Below are 20,926 nucleotides of genomic sequence, written 5' to 3'. Positions count from 1 at the left end.
CGGGCGGCTCCTCCCCGCCGACCGCCCGGGAGCCGCGATGGAGATTCGCATTCTCGGCCCGTTCGAGCTCGTCGACGGCGAACGCCGGATCCGGATCGACGCGCCGAAACAGCGTGCCCTGCTCATCGCCCTGGTCCTGCGCGCCAACCGGGTGGTGCCGACGGAGGAGCTCGCCGAGCGGATCTGGGGGGACGACCCGCCGTCGAGCGCACGGCTCACCCTCCAGGGGTACGTGCTGCGGGTCCGCCGGGCCCTGGCCGGCGTGCCGGATGTGGCCATCGTCACCGAGCCGGCGGGGTACCTGCTGCGCGTGGACCCCGAGCGGATCGACGCGCACCGGTTCACCCGGCTGGTCGAGGAGGCGGACCGGGCGGCGGCGGGCGGCGACGCGGACGCCGAGGCCGGCCTGCTCCACGAGGCCCTCGGGCTGTGGCGCGGGGAGCCTCTGACCGATGTGGGCTCCGACGTCCTGTGGCGCCAGGAGGCCGGCCGGCTGGCCGAGATGCGCGCGCGGGCGGTCGAGCGGCGCATCGACGCCGATCTCCGCGTCGGACGGCACCTGGAGCTGATCGGCGAGCTGACCGCACTCGTGACGGTCCACCCCTTCCGCGAGGGGTTCCGCGCCCAGTTGATGCTCGCCCTGTACCGGGCCGGGCGCCGGGCCGAGGCCCTCGAGGCGTACCGGGACGCCCGGGCCGTCCTCACCCGAGAGCTCGGGGTCGAGCCGGGGCCGCGGCTGCGTCGGCTCGAGCACGCCGTTCTGACCGCCGACCCCGCACTGGATCCGGCGCCACGGGAGGAGCACAGCCCGTTCGCGCTGCCGCCGGACGTCCCGCACTTCGTCGGCCGGGAGGTCGAGCTGGCGCGGCTGCTCGCGCCCCCTCGTACGGACGCCGGCCCCTCCGTGCGCGCCGTGGCGGGCATGGCCGGGGTGGGGAAGACGACGCTCGTCGTGCACGCCGCCCACCGGCTGGCCGACCGGTACCCCGACGGGCGGCTCCACGTGGACCTCGGCGGGACCACCGGCCATCCGATGGACCCGACGGCCGCGCTCGACCGGTTCCTGCGCCTGCTCGGCGTCTGGGGCGGCCGGATCAGAGGCGGTGTGGACGACCGGGCGGCTCTGCTGCGCGACCGGCTCGCGGGCCGCCGCGTACTCCTCGTCCTCGACAACGCCGTCGACGAGGCGCAGGTACGGCCCCTGATCCCCGGCACGCCGGGCTGTGCCGCGTTCATCACCAGCCGGTCACCGCTCATCGGGCTGGAGTACGCCGACCTGATCGACCTCGACGTCCTCGCCCCGGACGACGCCATCGACCTGCTGGCCGGGGTGATCGGCCGGCGGCGCATCCTCGCCGAGGAGGACCGCGCCCGCACTCTCGTCGCCCAGTGCGGCCACCTGCCCCTGGCCGTACGGATCGCGGCGGCGCGCCTGGCCGGGCGTCCCGAGTGGACCCTGGACCGGCTCGCGGGTCAGCTCGCCGACGAACACCGGCGGCTCGACCGCCTGGCCGCCGGAGACCTGGAGGTCCGGTCCAGCATCGCGCTGAGCCAGGACGCCCTGCCTCCCGCGCACCGGCGGCCGTTCCACCTGATCGGGCTGCTCGACCTGCCCGACGTCAAGCCCTGGATGGTCGCCGCCCTCCTCGACCGGCCGGTCCCCGAGGCCGAGGACGTGATCGACGCCCTCGTCGACGCCCGCCTGCTGGAACCCGGCCGGGCGGACGCCCCGGACGGCCCCCGCTACCGCTGCCACGATCTCGTCCGGCTGTTCGCCCGCGAACAGGCCCTCGGCACCGAAGCTCCAGAGGCGCGCGACGCGGCCGTGCTCCGGGTACTGCGGGCGCTACTGGACCTCGCCGAGCGGGCCGACGACGCGCTGCCGAGCCGGCGGCTGCGCCTACCGGATCCGTCTCCCCGCCCGAACCGGCCGACGTCCGCCGAGGCCACCCCGGCCGACACGACCCCCGCGGATGCGACAGCGGCGGGCACGGCGTCCGCCGACGCGACGCGCGCCGATGCGATGGCCGGGAGCGCAGCGGCCGCGGGTGTGGCGGCGGGCTCCGGGGCCTCGGATGCGAACGACACCGGTGTGACCGCCGGTGATGCTGCGGCCGGCGGGGCGACGGCTGCGGGTGTGGCGGCGGCGCCGCTCGCGTGGTTCGAGGCGAACCGCCAGGTCCTCGCCATGGCCGTCCACCGTGCGGCTTCTGTGGGCGCGGCGGAGCTTTCCTGGCGGCTGGCCGCCTCCCTGCTGAGCTTCCACGACCTGCGCGGGCACTGGGACGACTGGCGCCGTACGCACGAGGTCGCCCTGACGGCGGCGCGCGCATGCGACGACCGGTGGGGAGAGACCGCGATGCGCTACGGCCTCGGGCTCCTCGCGACCGCACAGGACCGGTACAAGGACGCGGCCGGGCAGCTGACCGCCGCGGTCACCGGGAGCCGGGAGCTCGGCGCGCCGGTCCGCGCGGCCCGGGCCCTGAACGCGCTCGGTGACGTCCACCACATCTGCGATCGGCTGGACGACGCGTTCGCCTGCTTCCAGGAGGCCCTGCGGATCGCCGAACGCCACGACGACCCCACGGGACGGGCCAACAGCCTGCTCAACCTGGGCCTGGTCCATCGTGACCGCGGAGACCCGGCCGCCTCCCTCGCCCACCTGGACCGGGCGCTGGAGACCTTCCGCTCGGCGGGCGACGAGTACGGGGAGGCGCACGTCCTGCGCTTTCTCGCCGCGACGCACTATCACTCCCGCACCGACCTCGCGGCAGCGCACCGGCACGCGACGCGCGCCATCGGGCTGTTCCGGCGGTTCGGCGACGGTCTCGCCGAGATCCGGTCCCTCCGCCTGCGGGCGATGGTCCTGACCGCCGAGGGCCGCCCGCGGGCGGGGATCGACCTTCTCGACCGCTGTCTCACGGCCTTCCGCGAACAGGGTGATCTCTTCGGCGAGGCGTCCACCCTGTGGGCCCTCGGCGGAGCGGCTCACGACGCCGGCGACACCGTACGGGCGGTCGCGTGCCTGGAGGAGGCCCTGAACCTCTTCCGCCGCCTCGACGTGCCCCTGTGGGAGGCGCGCACGCGGTCCCGGCTGGCGGAGGTGCGCGGGGAGGGAGCCGCCCCCGTGGACGGCGCCCTCCCCATCGTCATCACCGGTGGGGCACCGCCGCAGCCGTCCAGCCCAGGTAGTTGCTGAAGTGGCTCACGCTCGACGCGTGCCCGATCTTGCCGCCGATGCTGGTCGAGTAGAACCCGCCGTTGCCGTCGGCGATGCCGACGTGCCCGTAGGAGCTGATGTTCCAGTACACGAACGACCCTGCGGGGGGCTTGGTGCCGCTGTGGTGGGTGGCGCCGTTCCAGTGGGCGATCGCCGAGGCCCACACCCCGGTCGTGCCGTAGGCGTTCTCGACCGCCTTCTCGCAGTAGTGCTCCCAGCCGGTGCTGCCGACGTGGTTCTTCATCCACTGGACGGCTCCGGCGGCCGACCCGTCGCCGGCGCTGAGCGGGGACGCCTGCCCGGCCGTGGAGACGCTGACCGGCGTGGACACCGTACGGGCGGGCGCCGCGTGCGCGGTCGCGGGGATACCGGCGGCGATGAGGACCGTGGCGGGGACGATTGCGGCTCCGGCGCGCAGCCGGAGCCAGGAAGGACGACGCATTTGCCAACCTCCGGGGTTGAGGGGGAATGCGTCGGCAAGCGTCGCAATCGCCGCTTGTGCATCGCTTGTGCGGCTCGTACGCCGCCCCGGAGTATGGCGAAGGGCCGGACTCGACGAGCCCGGCCCTTCACGTTCGCTCCCCCGACTGGACTCGAACCAGTAACCTGCCGGTTAACAGCCGGACGCTCTGCCAATTGAGCTACGGGGGATCACACGGATGAGGCCGCCCTGACCGCTGGCCGCCCCAACGCGCACAAGGTTAGCGCATAACGCACGTGCTCGTTTCCTCGACCGGCCCGCGCTCTTCGGGGTGGTCAACGTTCGTCTCCGAGGCCGTATAAGTGCGCATGAGAACGATTTGACTGCCCCTGACCGGCGCTGCCTGGCATACATGAACACTCTCAATAACACAACGGATCCAGATGATTACGTTGGGTTGACGCCGCAATCGGGATGTCGCCGGCCTGACCAGCACGCCCACCACCGTTCGGGACGTGCGGGTGAACAGGAACCCATACCTGCACACTGAAAGGGAACGGTATGTCCTAGGGCGACTCAGCAGAGGAGTTGATCATGAAATACCGCGCTGTGTTCCTCGCCGGGGCGGCGGCCGGATACGTACTGGGGACGCGGGCCGGCCAGGAGCGCTACGAGCAGATCAAACGGCTGTCCCGGCGTGTCGCGGAGAACCCCACCGTGCAGGAGGCCGCCGGCGTCCTGCGTGCCCAGGCCGGTGAGCTGGCCGGGACGGCCCGGCAGAAGGTCGGCGACAAGGTCCAGACGGTGAGCGGCAAGGTGCAGGAGAAGGTTCCCGGTATCCACCGGACCGGTCAGTCGACCCCCGCCGACCTCACCGACCGGCCCGGTCACGCCGCCCGCTCCGGCGACGAGCCCGCCGACATCACTTGAACCGGCGGCCTGGCCGACGACGCCCGGGCCGCCGACCGCACCGACCGCGCGCGGACCGGCCACGTGGCCGGTCCGGGCGTATCCGTGTCCGCCGGCCCTACAGGCCCGTCTGCCGGCGGATCTCCTCGAGGGCCTGCTCAGCTTGGGCCAGCAGGCCCGGGTCGTCCGGGTCGAGGCCCCGGTCGAAGACGAACGTCCAGCCCAGGATGCCGTCGGCCGTGGGCGGCCGGCGGCCGACGATCCGCACTCCCCCGGCGGGCAGCTTGACGTGGGTGCTGACGACGACGGTGGCGGTGACGCGCTCGCGAACGGCCTCGGGCACCGAGCCGGGCTCCGCCAGCGGTACGGTGTGGCGCCGGCCGCCGACCTCACGCACCAGCAGGACGCCGTCCTGCCAGGTGGCCTGCTCCACCTGCTCCCACGGCAGCCGGATGTGCTCGTCCGCTCCGGGGAGGTAGAGGGCGGCATCGGTCGCGACGGTCTCGCCGCCGACCGCCAGGACACGCTCGCCCCGCTGGACGGCCACGCCGTCCGGCACATTCTTGCGCCACGTCAGTCGCATGGCAGATCACGCTATAACGTCCCGATCAAGACGCGCGGCGCGCATGGCAGATCACGCCACAACGCCCCGATCATGGCTCGCGGCGCGCGGTCAGCAGATCGAGCACCAACGCCGCCGACCAGCTGAAGTCGTGGCTGCCACGGCCGCTGCCGTCGAACGGGTCGAAGTACTCCCGGAACCCGGACTGGCGCACCAGCCGCACCGTTGACCCGAACAACAGGTCCGCGACCGTGCTGAGCCCGTGCGCACGGGCCCCGGCCCACAGCAGCCAGTTGGTGTTGACCCACGTCGGCCCCCGCCAGTACGCGCTGCGGTCGAAGGCCTCCGACTGGATGTCACAGGTCGGCACCGGGTAGCCGGCCGCTCCGGCGAAGTGCGCCGACAGCAGCAGGTCGGCCAGCGAGCGCACGATCTCGTCGGGCAGCTCCGGGTCCAGGAGCGGGACGAAGCCGGCGACGGTCGTCTCCCTGATCAGCCGCCCGGTCCGCAGGTCGCGGGCCCGGAAGCAGCCGGCCGAGTCGTCCCACAGTCGCTCGAGGAGGGCGTCGTGGATGCGCTCCGCGGCCTCCCGGTGGGGACGGGGATCGGCCCCGACAAGGTCGGCGAGCTCGGCCAGCGCGTGCGTGGACGCCAGGTAGACCGCGTTGAACAGCGGATCTTCGATGACGAAGGGGTGGTCGTCGCGGAGGTACTCCGCGCGGTATCCGGCGGCCCGCATGCCCGCGACCAGCGTGACGTACCGATCGTGATCTCCGCCGGCGTACGCCGCGCCATGCGGGTCCACGGCGGTCAGCGGCGGATCCCACGCCGGACTGTCGTCCAGCCCCGACTCCCACGGGTGGCACAGGCTCACCAGGCCGCTGCCGCCGATGTCACGGTCCCGGGCGAGGTAGGCGTGCTGGGCCACCAGGCAGGGGTACAGCGGGGTGAGGAAGGACTGGTCCGCGCCGCCGGTCGCCCGTACGACGTGCAGGGCGGTGAGGGCCTGCAGCGGCGGCTGGGTGAGCCCGGAGGTGTCCACTCCGCGTGGAGCGGCGGGCTGTGCGGCGCTGAGCCACAGCTCGGGACCGGGGAAGTACGCGCGGCGCGGCTCGGTCGAGCTGAACACGATGTGCGGGACCAGACCCGTCTCCCACTGACCGCGGAACAACGACAGCAGCTCCGTCTCGGCGCGATCCGGTCGATGGTGGGCGAGGCCGATGCCGGTGAAGGCGGAATCCCAGCTCCACTGGTGCGGATAGAGTCCCGGAGAGGGGACTGTAGCCGCGCCGGTCCAGTTCGCGTCCAGCACGCGGGCTGCGGCCGCCCAGAGGGCCGTCTCGTCGCCGATGAGCCGGGGCCCCATTGGGACAGCGTACGGCCCCGCGGCGCTCCCGGCGATGCCCGGACCCGGCAGAACCGTCAGAACACCGTGCAACCCCGCCCCACTCCGGCCGACGCCCCGGATCCGGCGGAACCATCCGGACAGCGTCCGGCCCCGCCGCGCACCCGGCGACACCGGACCGCAGAACCGCCCCGCGGGTTCAGGTGAAGAGGCCCTCGCCCCAGTAGCCGCCCTTGCGGACGCCGGGCGGGCACGCCCAGATGCCCGAGCCGACGTGCTGGACGTACTCGTTCATGGCGTCGTTGCCGGCGAGCTTGTTCTGCAGGGGGACGAACTGCTTGCGAGGGTCCCGCTGGTAGGCGATGAAGAACAGGCCGGCGTCGAGGCGGCCGAGCCCGTCCGTGCCGTCGGTGAAGGAGTAGCCGCGCCGCAGGATGCGGACGCCGCCGTTGCTGTCGGGGTGGGCGAGCCGGACGTGGGAGGTGGCGGGCAGCTTGCCGAGCGGGACCGGGTCGTGCTCGCTCTTGGCGCCGTACGCGTTGCCCTCGCCCTTGGTGCGGCCGAAGATGTCCTGCTGCTCCTGCAGGGACGTGCGGTCCCAGGTCTCGATGTGCATGCGGATGCGCCGGGCGACGACGTACGAGCCGCCGGCCATCCAGGCCGCCCCGTCGGAGCCGGACGCCCAGACGTGCTGGTCGAGGGCCTTGGCCTCGGTGCCCGCGATGTTGCGGGTGCCGTCCTTGAAGCCGAACATGTTCCGCGGCGTCTGCTTGTCCGGCGTCGTCGAGGACGTCTTGCCGAAGCCGAGCTGCGACCAGCGTACGGAGACCACGCCGAAGCCGATGCGGGCGAGGTTGCGGATGGCGTGCACGGCGACCTGTGGGTCGTCCGCGCAGGCCTGGACGCAGATGTCGCCGCCGGTGCGGGCGGGGTCGAGGTTGTCGCCGGCGAAGTGCGGCAGGTCGATGAGGGCGGCCGGGCGCTTGGCCTTGAGGCCGAAGCGGTCCTTGCCGTCCTTCTCGAACAGCGTGGGCCCGAACCCGATCGTGAGGGTGAGCCGTGCCGGGGGCAGGCCGAGCGCCTCCCCGGTGTCGTCGGGCGGTGAGTCGCCGAGGCCGCCGGCGGCGGAGCCGTACGGGTGCCCGCCGGTGAACGCGGCGGCGGACGCGGTCCACTCCTTCAGCATCCGGATCAGGCGGTTGCGGTCGTCGGTGACGACGTCGAAGGCGGCGAAGTGCAGCCGGTCCTGTACGGGGGTGGCGATCCCGGCCTGGTGGGCGCCGTAGAACGGGACGGCCTCCTCGTCGGCGGGCCGGTCGTCGCCTGCATGGGCGACGCTGACGAGCCCGGCGCCGGCGGCGGCGCCCGCCGCCAGCGTCACACCGGAGTACCCGAAGAGCCTGCGCCTGCTGAGCTCCATTACTTGGCCACCGCCCCGGCGAGCTTCGACAGCGGCTCTCCGAGCGCGTTCACCTCATCGGAGAGGTCCTTGCGGTCCTTGGCGCCGACCTTGTCGTAGGAGACGTAGCCGTCGCCCTTCTGGAACTTGGTCAGCAGCTTCTGCACCTTGGCGAACTCGGTGTCCAGGGTGGAGGCCAGCTCGGCGTCCTTCTCCTGGACGACCGGCTTGAGCAACTCGTACACCTTCTGCGCGCCGTCGACGTTGGCCTTGAAATCGACCAGGTCGGTGTGGGAGAAGGTCTCCTCCTCGCCGGTCACCTTGCCCGTCGCCACCTCGTCGAGGAGCTCCTTGGCGCCGTTGGCCATCGAGGTGGCGGTGATCGCGGCGGTGCCGACCTTGGCCTTGAGCGCCTGCAGGTCCTTGATGAGCTGGTCGGCGTACGGCCCCTCGGCGGAGATCGAGCCGGTCTTCCACAGCGCCTTCTCGATCTGGTGCCAGCCGGTCCACTTCTCGCCCGCCTTGAGGTCGGCCTCACGCAGGTCGACCTTCGGGTCGATGTCCCCGAAGGACTCGGCGACCGGCTCGATGCGCTCCCACCCGACGCGGGAGGGGGCGTACAGCGCCTTGGCCTTCTCGACGTCGCCCTTCTTCACGGCTGCGGCGAACTCCGTCGCCTTGGCGAGTGTGTCGTCGACCTGCGCGGCGACGTACGTCCGGTAGGCGGCGACGGCCTGGTCCAGGCGCGGGTCGGCCGCCTTGCCCTGGCCGGTCACGGTGATCGGCTGCGACGGGCCCTTGCCGGTCATCCCGGCGCTGCACATGACCTTGTACGTGCCGGCGGAGAGCTGGACGGTGACCTCCGCGCCGGTGCCGGGGCCGATGTTCTCGCGCTCTGAGACGATCTTGCCGTCCGGCGCGAGGATCTCCAGCTCGTTCACCTGTGAGCCCTTGTTGGTGACCTTGAAGGTCACGGCTCCGGCCGCCGCGCTCTTGGCGCCGACGTCGCAGGAGGAGTCGGTGGCGGTGACCTCGATCGCCCCGGTGCCGCCCTTCGCACCGCCCTTGTCGTCCTTCCCGCACGCCGACAGCGTGGCCAGGGAGACGAGGGCGGCGCTCGCGGCGGCGAGCACGTGGACAGGACGCATGGGGTCTCCAGTGAGGCGAAGGATGGTCAGACGCCGGTTGTGGCGGGCATGAGTCGGGGACACCCGATAAGGCATACCTAACTTAGCTTTACCTAACCTCACTTCGTCAAGCGGCAGCGGGGCCGGCGCGGTGTGAACATCACCACGCCGGGCCCCGCTGGAGACCGCTCACCCGGCGAACGGCCGCCGGGCCACGGGGCTTCGTCCGTAGCGCTCCAGCGGCTGGAGGCGAAGCATCGGCGGGCGCTTCCTGCGCCGAGCGGAGAAGAAACTCAAGCGGCTGCAGCGTGCGCTGTCCCGCAAACAGCCCGGATCGAACACCTTGCCGGGTCGATGCCGCTGAACGTCCGGTCGTGGACCTGCCCGTGCGGGACGGTCCACGATCGGGACGTCAACGCAGCCAAGAACATCCTCGCTGCCGGACGGGCGGAGAGGCTGAACGCCTCCCACATCAGTGGGCGGGACGGCGCAAGCCGTCCCGGTGGAGGGCAGGTAAGACCACCCCACCAGGTGGCGAGCCCGTTGAAGCAGGACGCCACAGAGGTACCGCCTGGTGCGGCACGGACTGACTCCCCGGGCCTTTCAGGCCGGGGATTCAGTCCAGGTACTCGCGGAGCATCTGTGCGCGCGTCGGGTGCCGCAGCTTCGCCAGGGTCTTCGACTCGATCTGCCGGATGCGCTCCCGCGTCACCCCGAACTCCCGGCCGACCTCCTCGAGCGTGCGCGGATGGCCGTCGGTCAGGCCGAAGCGCAGCTGGATGATCCGCTGCTCCCGGTCCGACAGCGACCCCAGGATGCCGCCGAGCTGATCCTGGAGGAGGATGAACGCCGCCGCCTCCATCGGCACGACCGCGTCGGCGTCCTCGATGAAGTCACCGAGGTCGGAGTCCTCCTCCCCGATCGGCGACTGGAGGGACACCGGCTCCTGGGCGACACGCTGGATCTCGACCACCCGGTCGGGCGGCAGCCCCATCTCCACCCCGATCTCCTCGGGAGTCGGCTCCCGACCGAGATCCTGGTGGAGCTGGCGCTGGACGCGCACCAGCTTGTTGATGGTCTCCACCATGTGCACCGGGATCCGGATGGTCCGGGCCTGGTCCGCGATCGCCCGCGTGATCGCCTGGCGGATCCACCATGTCGCGTACGTCGAGAACTTGTACCCCTTGGTGTAGTCGAATTTCTCGACCGCACGGATCAGCCCGAGATTCCCCTCCTGGATCAGATCGAGGAACAGCATGCCGCGGCCGACATAACGCTTGGCGATGGACACCACCAGGCGCAGATTGGCCTCGATCAGTCGTTGCTTCGCCCGTACTCCGTCATGGGCGAGCAGTTCGAGGTCGGAGCGTTCGCCGGGAGCGATGATGGCCGCGCGGGCCAGTTTCTCCTCGGCGAACAATCCCGCCTCGATCGATTTCGCGAGTTCTACTTCTTCTTCTGCCGTGAGCAGCGGTACGCGTCCGATCTCGCGCAGGTAGATACGGACCAGGTCGCTTGTCGGCGCCCGCCTTCCGAGGTCGTCCCCGTCAGCTCGCGCGGAGTCCTCGTGCCCACTCGGGGACTCGAGGACCTCCACCCCCTGCTCCGCGAGCATCCGGACGACTCGGTCGGCCGAGTCCGCCGGCAGTTCGGAGCGATCGATCGCGGCGGCGACGTCGTCTACCGTTATTCCACGTTCTCTGGCACGTGCGACGAGGTCCGCCACCTGATCAACCGGCGGCGTCTCGCTAGGCAACACCGAAGGGCCCACGGTGACAGTGTGCGGCAAGGGGCCCGGATTCCGGGGGACCCATTTTTGAGTCCCAGGGGTCACAGAGAGCTGATCGCTCGCTCCCGCAACACCTTTCGCTGCAGCTCAAGGGCCATGAGGTCGCCGAACAGGCGGTTGTACTCGTCTTGGTACTCGACCGGATTCAGCCGCCGGAGTTTGGACTGCAGTTTGGTGATCTCTCGCGTGACCTGGATCTCCTGCAATCTGGACAGCATCGCGGCGGCATATCGGTCATCCGGATCTCCGGCGGACCGCATCGGCTCCACGGCCAGGCCGGTGATCAGGTCTCTGACCTCGTCATTCGGCGCGGCGTCGCGCAGCCGCCCGGCCCACTCCGGCCCGCCGCCCGCCGACGCGACGCCGCCTTGCTCCGCGATCAGCGCCCGTACGGCGGCATGGCCCGGGACGATCAGCGCCTCGGCGGGCATCGCGTCGAACGCCGGCCCGAGTAGCGCCGGCCGCTGCAACGCGAGCTTCAGCGTCTCCCGCTCCACCTGAACGACCGGGTCGTTCGTGTCGTGGGCCGGACGCCGCGGCGGCGCCGCCTCGGGCCGCCGGGCGCGCGCGTCGCCGCGCCGGGTCTCGCCGGGACGGCCGGTGGCGTGCTCGCGGACCCGCCGGAGCACGAACTGCTCGTCGAGGAAGCCCGTCCACTTGTCGAGGTCGATGGCGTACCGGTCGCGCATCCCCCGGTCCCTGATCCCCGCGATGATCGGCGCGGCGGCGTCGATCGCGGCGAGCCGGCCCTCGGTGGTGTCGAGGTCGTACTTGGCGATGGTCGCCTGGATCGCGAACCGGAACAGCGGCACGCGGGAGGCGACCAGATCGCGCACTGCGGCGTCGCCGTGCTTCAGCCGCAGGTCGCAGGGGTCCAGGCCGTCCGGCTGCACGGCGACGAACGTCTGGGCGGCGAACCGGTGCTCCGACTCGAACGCCCGCAGCGCGGCCTTCTGCCCCGCGGCGTCGCCGTCGAAGGTGAAGATCACCTCGCCGCTGGCCTCGTCCTGGTCCATCAGCAGCCGGCGCAGGATCTTGATGTGCTCGTCGCCGAAGGAGGTGCCGCAGGTGGCGATGGCGGTGCCCACTCCCGCCAGGTGGCAGGCCATGACGTCGGTGTAGCCCTCGACGACGACCGCCTGCCGCCGCTTGGCGATGTCCTTCTTCGCCAGGTCGGCGCCGTACAGCACCGAGCCCTTCTTAAACAGCGGCGTCTCGGGGGTGTTGAGGTACTTCGGGCCGTCGTCGCGCTCCTCCAGGCGGCGCGCGCCGAACCCGATGACGTCGCCGGTGAGGTCGCGGATCGGCCAGATCAGCCGGCCGCGGAACCGGTCGATGGGCCCGCGCCGCCCCTGGCTGGCCAGCCCGCCGGTGACGAGCTCCTTGTCGGTGAAGCCCTGGCCGCGCAGGTGGCGGACGAGCGCCTCCCATTCGTTCGGCGCGTAGCCGACGCCGAACCGCTCGGCGTCCTCTCGTCCGAAGCCGCGCTCGGCGAGGAACCGGCGGCCGATCTCGGCCGCAGGAGTCATCAGCTGCTCGGCGAAGAACTCCGCCGCGGCGCGGTGCGCCTCCACCAGGCGAGTCCGCTCGCCCTTCTGCCGGCCGGGGACGTAGCCGCCCTCGTTGTAGCGGAGCTGCACGCCGGCCTTGGCGGCGAGCCGCTCGATCGCCTCGGCGAACGAGAGGTGCTCCATCTTCTGGACGAAGCCGATCGCGTCGCCGCCTTCTCCACAGCCGAAGCAGTAGAACATTCCGTTCGAAACGTTGAAAGACGGCGATTTCTCGTCATGGAACGGACAGAGGCCTTTGAGCGCGCCGCCGCCGGCGTTGCGGAGCTGGACGTACTCCCCCACCACCGCGTCGATCGGCGACCGTTCACGTACGAGGGCGATGTCTTCATCACGGATCCGGCCTGCCACGTCGGCAGTCTAGTCGCGACCTCGGACACCGGCGGCCGTACCGGACACCCCGCCGAAGGCCGCCGGAGCCGCTCACCGGCCTTCCGCAAAAGCGTCAAAGCACTCTGGACAAATCACGGAACGGCGCGATGTACTTACTCAACTTCGGCGGCCCACGGCGGATGCCGCCGTCACTCGGCATCGAGTGGTTCGGGGGCCGGATCGGAGCACGCGCGAGCGACGGAGGACACGCCACGGGTCGTCCCCGTGACGCGAGGTGAGTCGATGACCGAAGTCGTCCTCGATGCGGTGAACAAGGTCTACCCGGACGGGTTCCACGCCGTACGGGACGTGAGCCTGCGCGTTCCCGACGGCGAGCTGTTCGTGCTCCTCGGCCCGTCCGGCTGCGGGAAGTCGACGCTGCTGCGCATGGTCGCGGGCCTGGAGGAGATCACCGCCGGCGACCTGTACCTGGGCGGCCGGTTCGCCAACCACCTCGCGCCGCGCGAACGCGACCTCGCGATGGTCTTCCAGAACGGCGCGCTGTACCCGCACCGCGACGTCCGGGGCAACATCGCGTTCCCGCTGGAGATCTCCGGCGACGACTCGGCGGCCGCCCATGAGCGCATCGTGGAGCTGTCGCGGGCGCTCGGGATCGAGGAGACGCTGCACCGCCTGCCCTCGACGCTGTCCGGCGGCCAGCGGCAGCGGGTCGCGATGGGCCGGGCGCTGATCCGCGAACCCGGGATCTTCCTGATGGACGAGCCCCTGTCCAATCTCGACGCGGGCCTGCGCACCGAGCTTCGCATGGAGATCGGCGCCCTGGTCCGCTCCCTCGGCGTGACCACGCTCTACGTCACGCACGACCAGACCGAGGCGCTCACGCTCGCCGACCGCGTGGCCATCATGCGGCAGGGCGTCCTACAGGACGTCGGCACTCCGCAGCAGGTGTACGACGACCCGGCCACGATGTTCGTGGCCGCCTTCCTCAGCTCCCCGCCGATCAACCTCGTGCGGGCCTCGGTCTGGGCGGACCAGGGCGAGGGGATCGTGCTCGGCCTGGGGAACCATCGCCTGGTCCTGCCGTGGACCGACCCCCGGTCGCCCGCGCTCGTGCCCCGCCACGGCACGTACGTGACGGCGGGGATCCGCGCCGACGCCCTGCGCCCGGCGGCTGACGGCCTGCTGGCGGGGCGGGTCCGGGCGCTGGAGTTCCACGGCTCGGAGTGGCTCGCCTACGCCGAGGCCGGCCTGCCGCACGTCGACGCCGAGGCCCCGTACGAGAACGAGGCGCCCTCGCCCGCTCCCGGGCGGCAGGCCAACGGGCACGGCGATGGCGGCATGCTGCGCCGGATCCTGCGGACCGCCGGGCTCGTCGCCGAGGAGGCTCCCGCCGAGCGGATCTCGCACGGGGGCACCCACCGCCGGTCCGACGTGGTCTTCCGGCTGGAGTCGCGGTCCGGCGTCACCGCGGGCGACACCGTACGGCTGTCCGTCGACACCGACCGCGTCCTGTTCTTCGGCGAGGACGGCCGCCGCATCGACCCGGTGCGCCGCTGAGCCTGGCCCGGGGCAAGAGGTCAGATGCCGGTCCGGTCCGCGCCGGCCTTCCGGAGCACGCGCTCGAGGACCGTGATCCCGTCGGTCTCGGGCGGGAGCTCGGCTTGAGAAGAACGTCCCGAGCGCCAGCAGCGCCACGAGGCCGACGGCGATGACGGGCGGGTCGGTGGACTGCAGGTGCCGGCAGACCCGGACGGTCCTGCCGGCGCTCGTGAGCTGCTGATCGCAGACCTGTACCTGGAAGAACGCCACGACGCTCAACGCGGCGAGGACGAGGACACCGATGCCCGCGAGCCATCGGATGGGGAACGGGTGCCTGCTCTTCTCCGCACGGGACTCGGTCTCCATCCGGCACATGCTCTCCGAGCGATGATCCGCTGTCCACCGGATGCCGCGAGGAGACCGGCCGTCCAGAGCCCGGCCCGTGGCGGCGACGGACCGGGCCGGCTCACGTCGAGCCCCGGATCAGGGCACCATCCAGCCGAGCACCGGTGTGGACTGGAGCCAGACGAGCACGCACATCAGCAGGAGCAGCAGCGCACTCCAGCCGAACACCCGCCGGAACAGCGTGCCCTCCGCGCCGACGATGCCGACGGCGGCGGTGCCGACCGCGAGGTTCTGCGGGGAGATCATCTTGGCCATGACGCCGCCGGAGGTGTTCGCCGCCCCGAAGAGCACCGGTGACACGTTCAGCTGGTGCGCCGCCGTCACCTGCAGGTTGCCGAACAGCGCGTTGGACCCCGCGTCGGTGCCGGTGATCGTCACGCCGAACCAGCCGACGACGGGCGACAGGAACGCGAAGAACCCGCCGGCCTTGGCCAGCCAGACGCCGAGCGTAGAGATCTGCCCGGACAGGTTCATGACGTACGACAGCGCGAAGACGCACAGGATCGTGAAGATCGCCCAGCCGAACTGACGGACCGTCTCGGCGTACGCCTTCAGGCCCGTGAGCGGGCTGATCCGCAGGGCGGCGAGCGTCAGCAGCCCGGAGACGAACAGCAGGGTGCCCGTCGCGCCCATCCAGTTCAGCACGTACGTGGCGGCGACCGGCTTGCCCGTGGGGCCGGTGATGTGCTGCAGCCCGGGCCACTTGAAGACGTGCCCGACCGGTACGCCGAGGACGGTGCCGACCGGTTTGCCGGGGGTGACGGCCAGCCGATTCTTGACGGCGTCGATCTGCGCGAGCGAGAACAGCGCGATGACGATGACGTACGGGGCGAACGCCCGGACGACATCGGCCTTCGAATCGCCGTCCGGCGGGCCGATCCGGCGCTCGAACGCCGGATCGTCGACCGAGCCGCCCGCGATGACCGGCGCCGTGACCGGCGTCTCGCTCTCGCCAGGCCGCCACACCCGGCCCAGCAGGATGATCGCGCCCGCCGAGACCAGCGCGGCGAAGATGTCGCAGAGCCGGTACGACCAGTAATTGGAGAACACGAACTGGCAGACGCCGAAGGTCGCACCGGCGGTGAGAGCGGCCGGCCAGGCCTGGCGCAGCCCTCGCCGGCCGTCGGCGACGCCCACGAGGATGAAGGGCACGAAGACCGCGAGGATCGCGGTCTGCCGGCCCGCCATCGCGCCGAAGTCCTCCGGCTTCAGGCCGGTCGCGGTGCCGAGGATGGTGATCGGGTTGCCGAGGCCGCCGAAGGCGACCGGCGCGGTGTCGGCGATCAGCGCCAGCGCGGCGGCCTTGATCGGATCGAAGCCGATCGCGATGAGCATGACGGAGCAGATCGCGACCGGGCCGCCGCCCCCGGCCAGGGCCTCGAGCAGCGCCCCGAACGAGAAGGCGATCACGATGGCCTGCACCCGGCGGTCGTCGCTGACGGCGGCGAACGCCCGCCGCAGCACCGCGAAGTGCCCCGACTTGACGGTCAGGTTGTAGATCCAGATGGCGTTGAACGTGATCCAGAGGATGTTCAGGACGCTGAGCACCGCGCCGTACAGGCCGGCGTCGAGCGTCTGAGCCAGCGGCATGGAGTAGGTGAACAGCGCGACCCCGATGGCGAGGACGAGGGCGACGAGGCTCGCCCAGTGCGCCTTCCAGCGGAGCCCGCCGAGGAGGACGAGCAGCGCGATGAGCGGAAGAAGGGCCAGCAGGGCGCTGAGGGTGAGGGAGCCGGTGGGATCGAGGTTCTGATGGAACAACGGGCACCTCCCGGAGGCGTGGGCGTGCACCTGTGAGGGTGAGATCATCGTCCCATCCCCTCCGAGACAAGAAAAGTCAGAGATCCGAGCAATACAGCCGACTTCCGCCTCCGACATGCAGGCTGGGCCTTCGACCGGTGCGATTGGTCGGATCTATAAAGACGAACGGCGCGCCGTCCGATGGACGACGCGCCGTTCCCGGAGTGATGCCAGCGTTTTCTTGTGAGGAGCCCGGACCTTCAGGCCTGGGAGGAATCGCATCCTGATCTTTGCAGCGCGGAACGCCGCGGCAGCGCTCCGGGAACTGCCCGCTCCGCTCAGGCTGGACGCTCCTGGTCGGTGGGCTCCTTGGTGATCGACAGTGGGTGCGCTTGCATCAGGCGGCGAAGCGGAAGGCGGACCAGAGGCGGTCGCCCCGTGCGAATGCGGCCCGGGGAGCCCTTACCTCCCCTGCGAATATAGGTTCGATTTCCCGATGCGATGACATAAAGCGATGCTATGGTCGCGATCTGTGAAGGTCGTGGTGCAGGTCAAGCTGATGCCGACGCCCGTGCAGGCGGCGGCACTGAAACACACCCTGCGCACGGCCAACGAAGCCGCATGCTGGGTCTCTGGCGTTGCCTTCGAACGCGGGGTGCCCCGTGAGTACGAACTGCGCAGGCACACCTATGCCGAGCTCAGGAAACGCGGTCTGGGCGCGCAGGTCGCCCAGCATGTGATCAAGAAGGTCCGGGACGCCTACACCAGCCTGCACGCCAACCTGCGGGCCGGAAACCTGGGCAAGAAGGGTTCCAAACGGCGGATCAAGGCCGAGTCCAAACCGATCACCTTCCGGCCCCAGGCCGCCCAGCCGTACGACGATCGTTGTCTCAGCTGGCAGTACGACGCCCAGGCGGTATCGATCTGGACGATGGCGGGCCGGTTGAAAGGCGTGCGGTTCGCCTGCTCACCGAACGCACTCAAACAGCTGATCGCCCATCGCAAGGGCGAGAGCGACCTGATCGAACGCGACGGCGTGTTCTACCTGATCGCGACGTGTGAGGTACCCGAAGCCCAGACCAGTGAGCCGGACACCTTTATCGGGGTGGATCTAGGCATCGTCAACATCGCCACCACCTCCACCGGCCACCGGGCCGCCGGACGCACCCTCAACCGCTACCGCAAGCGGCAACTCGCGCTGCGGGCCAAGCTGCAGAAGAAGGGCACCAAGTCCGCCAAACGCCTGTTGAAGAAACAGCGCCGCAAGGAATCGCGGCAGGCCAAGGACATCAACCACTGTGTTTCCAAGACGATCGTGACCGAGGCTGAACGCACCGGACGCGGCATCTCCCTCGAAGACCTCACGGGGATCCGTGAACGGGTACGGCTCCGCAAGCCCCAACGGGTCGCGCTCCACTCCTGGGCCTTCGCCCAGCTCGCGGACTTCATCGTCTACAAGGCACGCCGGGCCGGTGTCCCTGTCGTGTTCGTCGATCCGGCCTACTCCTCCACCCAATGCGCCGAGTGCGGGCACATCGACCGGCTCAACCGGATCTCTCAAGCATTGTTCACCTGCCGGGGCTGCGGCGTCGTTGCGCACGCGGACCGGAATGCCTCCCGCGTCCTGGCCCGAAGAGGCCAGGACACGTGGGATGCGGGGCGGAAGTCACACGTCCCGACCACCAGCCCACCCAGGCTGATGGCCAAGACGCGGCAGACCCACCTCACAGCCAGTGAGGCTCTAGCTGCAAGCTCGGCCCTTTCAGGACCGAGAAGCTGACTCGCGATTCGGGGGCTCGGTGTGCATGGTCCCGGCGATGCGGTTCCACATGTTGATCTGCGCGACCTGGGCCACGAGGAACGCGGCCTCGTCCTCCTTGAACGCGTCGGTCACCGCGGTCCAGATCTCGTCGGTGACCTCCTCGGGCCCCTTCGTGGCGGCCTCGGCGTAGGCCAGCGCGGCCTGCTCCGCCTCGGTGTACAGCTGCGACTCCCGCCAGGCGGGCAGCTGGATGATCCGGTTCAGGTTCTCGCCGAGTTCGAGGGCCTCGTGGGTGTGCATGTCGATGCAGAACAGGCACTTGTTCATCTGCGAGGCGCGGATCTTGACGAGCTCGCGGATGGTGGCGTCCAGCGGGCCCTGGCGGATCGCCTGCTCCGCCAGGAGGAATGCCTTGTACGCCTGGGGTGCCAGTTCGGCGACGTTCAACCGCGACATCGTCGTCGGCCTTTCTCTCGGGTGTCCGTGTCGTCGCCATGGAGACGAGACGGCCCCTGCCAGTGTGACGGGATCCGGCGGAAAATTCAGCGGGCCAGATCGACGTGCGCGAGCTTGTCCGGATTGAGCACTCGCCGCACCGCCAGGATCCGGCCGTCGGCCGTGATGTCAAAGGTGTCGACGAGCCAGAGGTGCCCGTCGCGGTAGACCGCCAGCGCCGGCTCGCCGCCGACCTCGCAGGGCACGACGACGCCGGTCGGGGTCCAGCGCCGGCGGACGCGGTCCAGCACCTCCGCGATCCGCTCGCCGCCGAGGATGAGCTTGCGCGCCGCCGAGACCTTGCCTCCGCCGTCGGTGACGTAGACCGCGTCGGGGTGCAGGAGCTTGATGAGCTGCCCCAGGTCGCCCGCCTCGTAGGCGGCGCGGAACACGGTGAGCACGCGCTCGCGCTCGGGGCGGCTGGCCCGCGGTCGCTCCTTCGCGGCGGCCACACGACGGCGGGCCCGAGAGGCGAGCTGCCGGCTCGCCGCCGGCGTGTTCCCGAGCACGGCGGCGACCTCGTCGAAGGGCACCTCGAAGACGTCGTGGAGGACGAACGCGACCCGCTCCGGCGGCGTGAGCTCCTCCATGACGAGGAGCATCGCGGTGCTCACCGACTCGTCGACGAGCACCGGCTCGGCGGCGTCCGGCCCGGTCAGCAGCGGCTCGGGCAGCCACGGGCCGACATACGTCTCCCGGCGCACGCGCGCGGACCGGAGGATGTCGTACGACCTGCGGGCCGCGACCGTGACCAGCCACGCGCGCCGGTCCGCCACCTGGGACATGTCGGCCGCCGTGGCGCGCAGCCACACGTCCTGGACGACATCCTCCGCGTCGGTCACGGTGCCGAGCAGCCGGTACGCCACCCCGAACACCGCCGGCCGATGCTCCGCCCACTCCTCCTCGGTCACACCGCGACGGTACCCCGAGGGCTCAGAGCAGATCGCCGAGGGGCACACCCGGGTCGGCCAGCCGCGCGGCGTCCACCGGCTTACCCGACCGGATCAGCGCCTGGATGTCCCCGGTGACGTCCCAGATGTTGACGTTCATGCCGCCCACGACCCTGCCGCCCGACAGCCAGAACGCGATGAACTCCAGGTCGTCGGTGTCGCCGGAGACGTACGCGGCCGGGTCGCTCCCGCGATAGACGACCTGGTCGTAGCCGCCGACCCAGGCGCCGGACGCCTCCATGCCGAGCTCGTACTGGTCGGTGTAGAAGTACGGGACGCGGTCGTACACGACCGGCTGCCCCAGCATCGAGCGGGCCGCCGCCGGGCCGCCGTTGAGGGCGTTCGCCCAGTGCTCTACGCGGATCCGCCGGCCCAGCAGGGGGTGGTGGGCATTGGCGACGTCGCCGGCGGCGTAGATGTCGGGGTCGGAGGTGCGCAGCGAGGCGTCGACGACGATGCCGTCGTCGACCTCCAGGCCCGCCTCCGCCGCCAGGGCGGTGTTCGGCACGGCGCCGACGCCGACGATCACGACGTCGGCCTCCACCTCCGCGCCCGCCGTGGTGACCACGGACGAGTCCGTGATCTTCTCGACGCCGCCCTGAACGAACTCCACGCCGTACCGGCGGTGCAGGGCCGCGAAGACCTCTCCGAGCTCGGTGCCCAGGGAGCGGCGCAGCGGCGTGCTCGGCGCGATCACCCGGACCTCGTTGCCGTACCCGCGGGCCGCCGCGGCGGCCTCCAGCCCGATCCAGCCGGCGCCGACCACCGCGACGCGCCGGTCCCCGGACTCCAGCGCCGCCCGCAGCCGCTCGGAGTCGGGCGCGGTCCGCACGTAGTGGACGTTGTCGAGGTCGGCGCCGGAGACGGCCGGCCGCCGGACGGACGCGCCGGTGGTGAGAAGGAGCTTGGTGTAGCCGACGCTCTCCCCGTCGGCGAGCCGCACCTGACGAGCCGCGCGGTCGACGCCGGTCGCCCGGACGCCGAGCCGCAGCTCGACGTCGTTGTCGGCGTACCAGGCCTCCTCGTGTACGTACGCCTTCTCCAGGGGGTTCTTGCCCGTCAGGAACTCCTTGGTCAGCGGCGGCCGCTCGTACGGCCGCAGCGACTCCTCACCGATGAGGACCACGCGCCCGGTGAAGCCCTCCTCCCGCAGCGTCTGCGCGGCCTTGGCCCCGGCCAAGCTCGCTCCGACGATGACGTACGTCTCCGGGACGGGCATGTGCACCTCCGTATTCGCATGTTCGGCTGAGCGTCAGCCAGTATCCTCCGGCACGGTCGGTCCCGGGATGCTCACCCGGCGAAACCGTCTGCCGAAGAGCCCTCGGCGCCGCCGACCGCAGAGCACGCGACGCCGCCGGCCGA

At 71.1% G+C, this 20,926-nt stretch carries 15 protein-coding genes, 1 tRNA gene and 1 pseudogene; 5 read left to right on the top strand and 12 right to left on the bottom strand.

Annotated elements, in window-relative coordinates:
* The first annotated feature begins 37 nt into the window (after positions 1 to 37).
* Complete coding sequence (locus AB0I04_RS47875; RefSeq protein ID WP_360901004.1) at positions 38 to 3,199, top strand: BTAD domain-containing putative transcriptional regulator; 3,162 nt, start codon at positions 38 to 40, stop codon at positions 3,197 to 3,199.
* Here AB0I04_RS47875 and AB0I04_RS47870 read toward each other — a convergent pair.
* Both AB0I04_RS47870 and AB0I04_RS47865 read right to left on the bottom strand, forming a co-directional pair.
* A complete protein-coding gene (locus AB0I04_RS47870) occupies positions 3,153 to 3,662 on the bottom strand; it encodes a CHAP domain-containing protein (RefSeq protein WP_360901001.1) in 510 nt (169 codons plus the stop codon). The two genes, AB0I04_RS47875 and AB0I04_RS47870, sit on opposite strands and share 47 nt — an antisense overlap.
* 136 nt (positions 3,663 to 3,798) lie before the next feature.
* Positions 3,799 to 3,871 (bottom strand) — tRNA-Asn (locus tag AB0I04_RS47865).
* Between the two features lie 364 nt (positions 3,872 to 4,235).
* Between AB0I04_RS47865 and AB0I04_RS47860 the strand changes: the two genes are divergently transcribed.
* Positions 4,236 to 4,571 (top strand): hypothetical protein, encoded by a 336-nt coding sequence (locus tag AB0I04_RS47860; protein WP_360900998.1) that lies wholly within the window; start codon positions 4,236 to 4,238, stop codon positions 4,569 to 4,571.
* A gap of 97 nt (positions 4,572 to 4,668) precedes the next feature.
* Here the strand turns inward: AB0I04_RS47860 and AB0I04_RS47855 are convergent, their stop codons facing one another.
* The 4 genes from AB0I04_RS47855 to efeO all read right to left on the bottom strand — a co-directional run bounded on the left by AB0I04_RS47855 (position 4,669) and on the right by efeO (position 9,004).
* Positions 4,669 to 5,133, bottom strand: a complete 465-nt coding sequence (locus AB0I04_RS47855) for a hypothetical protein (protein ID WP_360900995.1) — start codon at positions 5,131 to 5,133, stop codon at positions 4,669 to 4,671.
* 70 nt (positions 5,134 to 5,203) lie between these two features.
* Positions 5,204 to 6,478 carry a hypothetical protein gene (locus AB0I04_RS47850; protein WP_360900993.1) on the bottom strand — a complete coding sequence of 425 codons (1,275 nt, stop codon included), beginning with the start codon at positions 6,476 to 6,478 and terminating at the stop codon, positions 5,204 to 5,206.
* 178 nt (positions 6,479 to 6,656) lie between these two features.
* Positions 6,657 to 7,877, bottom strand: a complete 1,221-nt coding sequence (efeB, locus tag AB0I04_RS47845; protein ID WP_360900990.1) for an iron uptake transporter deferrochelatase/peroxidase subunit — start codon at positions 7,875 to 7,877, stop codon at positions 6,657 to 6,659.
* Entirely contained in the window at positions 7,877 to 9,004 is a 1,128-nt protein-coding gene (gene efeO, locus AB0I04_RS47840; RefSeq protein ID WP_360900987.1) for an iron uptake system protein EfeO, read from the bottom strand. The genes efeB and efeO overlap by 1 nt, the downstream gene beginning before the upstream one ends.
* A gap of 333 nt (positions 9,005 to 9,337) precedes the next feature.
* Between efeO and AB0I04_RS47835 the strand changes: the two are divergent.
* A pseudogene (locus AB0I04_RS47835) lies at positions 9,338 to 9,433 on the top strand (zinc ribbon domain-containing protein); the annotation flags it as partial.
* A 166-nt stretch (positions 9,434 to 9,599) separates the two neighbouring features.
* Here the strand turns inward: AB0I04_RS47835 and rpoD are convergent.
* Complete coding sequence (gene rpoD / locus AB0I04_RS47830; protein ID WP_360900984.1) at positions 9,600 to 10,742, bottom strand: RNA polymerase sigma factor RpoD; 1,143 nt, start codon at positions 10,740 to 10,742, stop codon at positions 9,600 to 9,602.
* Positions 10,743 to 10,813: 71 nt separating this feature from the next.
* Positions 10,814 to 12,691, bottom strand: a complete 1,878-nt coding sequence (gene dnaG / locus AB0I04_RS47825; RefSeq protein WP_360900981.1) for a DNA primase — start codon at positions 12,689 to 12,691, stop codon at positions 10,814 to 10,816.
* A 264-nt stretch (positions 12,692 to 12,955) separates the two neighbouring features.
* Between dnaG and AB0I04_RS47820 the strand changes: the two genes are divergently transcribed.
* Entirely contained in the window at positions 12,956 to 14,230 is a 1,275-nt protein-coding gene (locus tag AB0I04_RS47820; RefSeq protein ID WP_360900978.1) for an ABC transporter ATP-binding protein, read from the top strand.
* A 465-nt stretch (positions 14,231 to 14,695) separates the two neighbouring features.
* Here the strand turns inward: AB0I04_RS47820 and AB0I04_RS47815 are convergent, their stop codons facing one another.
* Complete coding sequence (locus AB0I04_RS47815; protein WP_360900975.1) at positions 14,696 to 16,426, bottom strand: L-lactate permease; 1,731 nt, start codon at positions 16,424 to 16,426, stop codon at positions 14,696 to 14,698.
* Positions 16,427 to 16,889: 463 nt separating this feature from the next.
* Here AB0I04_RS47815 and AB0I04_RS47810 point away from each other — a divergent pair, with 463 nt between their 5' ends.
* Entirely contained in the window at positions 16,890 to 18,137 is a 1,248-nt protein-coding gene (locus AB0I04_RS47810; protein WP_360900972.1) for a transposase, read from the top strand.
* Here the strand turns inward: AB0I04_RS47810 and AB0I04_RS47805 are convergent.
* The 3 genes from AB0I04_RS47805 to AB0I04_RS47795 form a co-directional block, all read right to left on the bottom strand.
* Positions 18,120 to 18,575 carry a carboxymuconolactone decarboxylase family protein gene (locus tag AB0I04_RS47805; RefSeq protein ID WP_360900969.1) on the bottom strand — a complete coding sequence of 152 codons (456 nt, stop codon included), beginning with the start codon at positions 18,573 to 18,575 and terminating at the stop codon, positions 18,120 to 18,122. The genes AB0I04_RS47810 and AB0I04_RS47805 overlap by 18 nt on opposite strands.
* A gap of 86 nt (positions 18,576 to 18,661) precedes the next feature.
* The gene (gene sigJ, locus AB0I04_RS47800) at positions 18,662 to 19,525 is read right to left on the bottom strand and encodes an RNA polymerase sigma factor SigJ (protein WP_360900966.1); all 864 of its coding nucleotides are present in this window, start codon (positions 19,523 to 19,525) and stop codon (positions 18,662 to 18,664) included.
* Positions 19,526 to 19,547: 22 nt separating this feature from the next.
* Complete coding sequence (locus AB0I04_RS47795) at positions 19,548 to 20,783, bottom strand: FAD-dependent oxidoreductase (RefSeq protein WP_360900963.1); 1,236 nt, start codon at positions 20,781 to 20,783, stop codon at positions 19,548 to 19,550.
* Positions 20,784 to 20,926: the final 143 nt, after the last annotated feature.

This window comes from Actinoallomurus sp. NPDC050550 (assembly GCF_040655075.1).
Classification (GTDB): domain Bacteria; phylum Actinomycetota; class Actinomycetes; order Streptosporangiales; family Streptosporangiaceae; genus Actinoallomurus.
The sequence above is the reverse complement of the archived record's forward strand: the minus strand, read 5'-3'. Positions and strand labels throughout refer to the sequence as shown.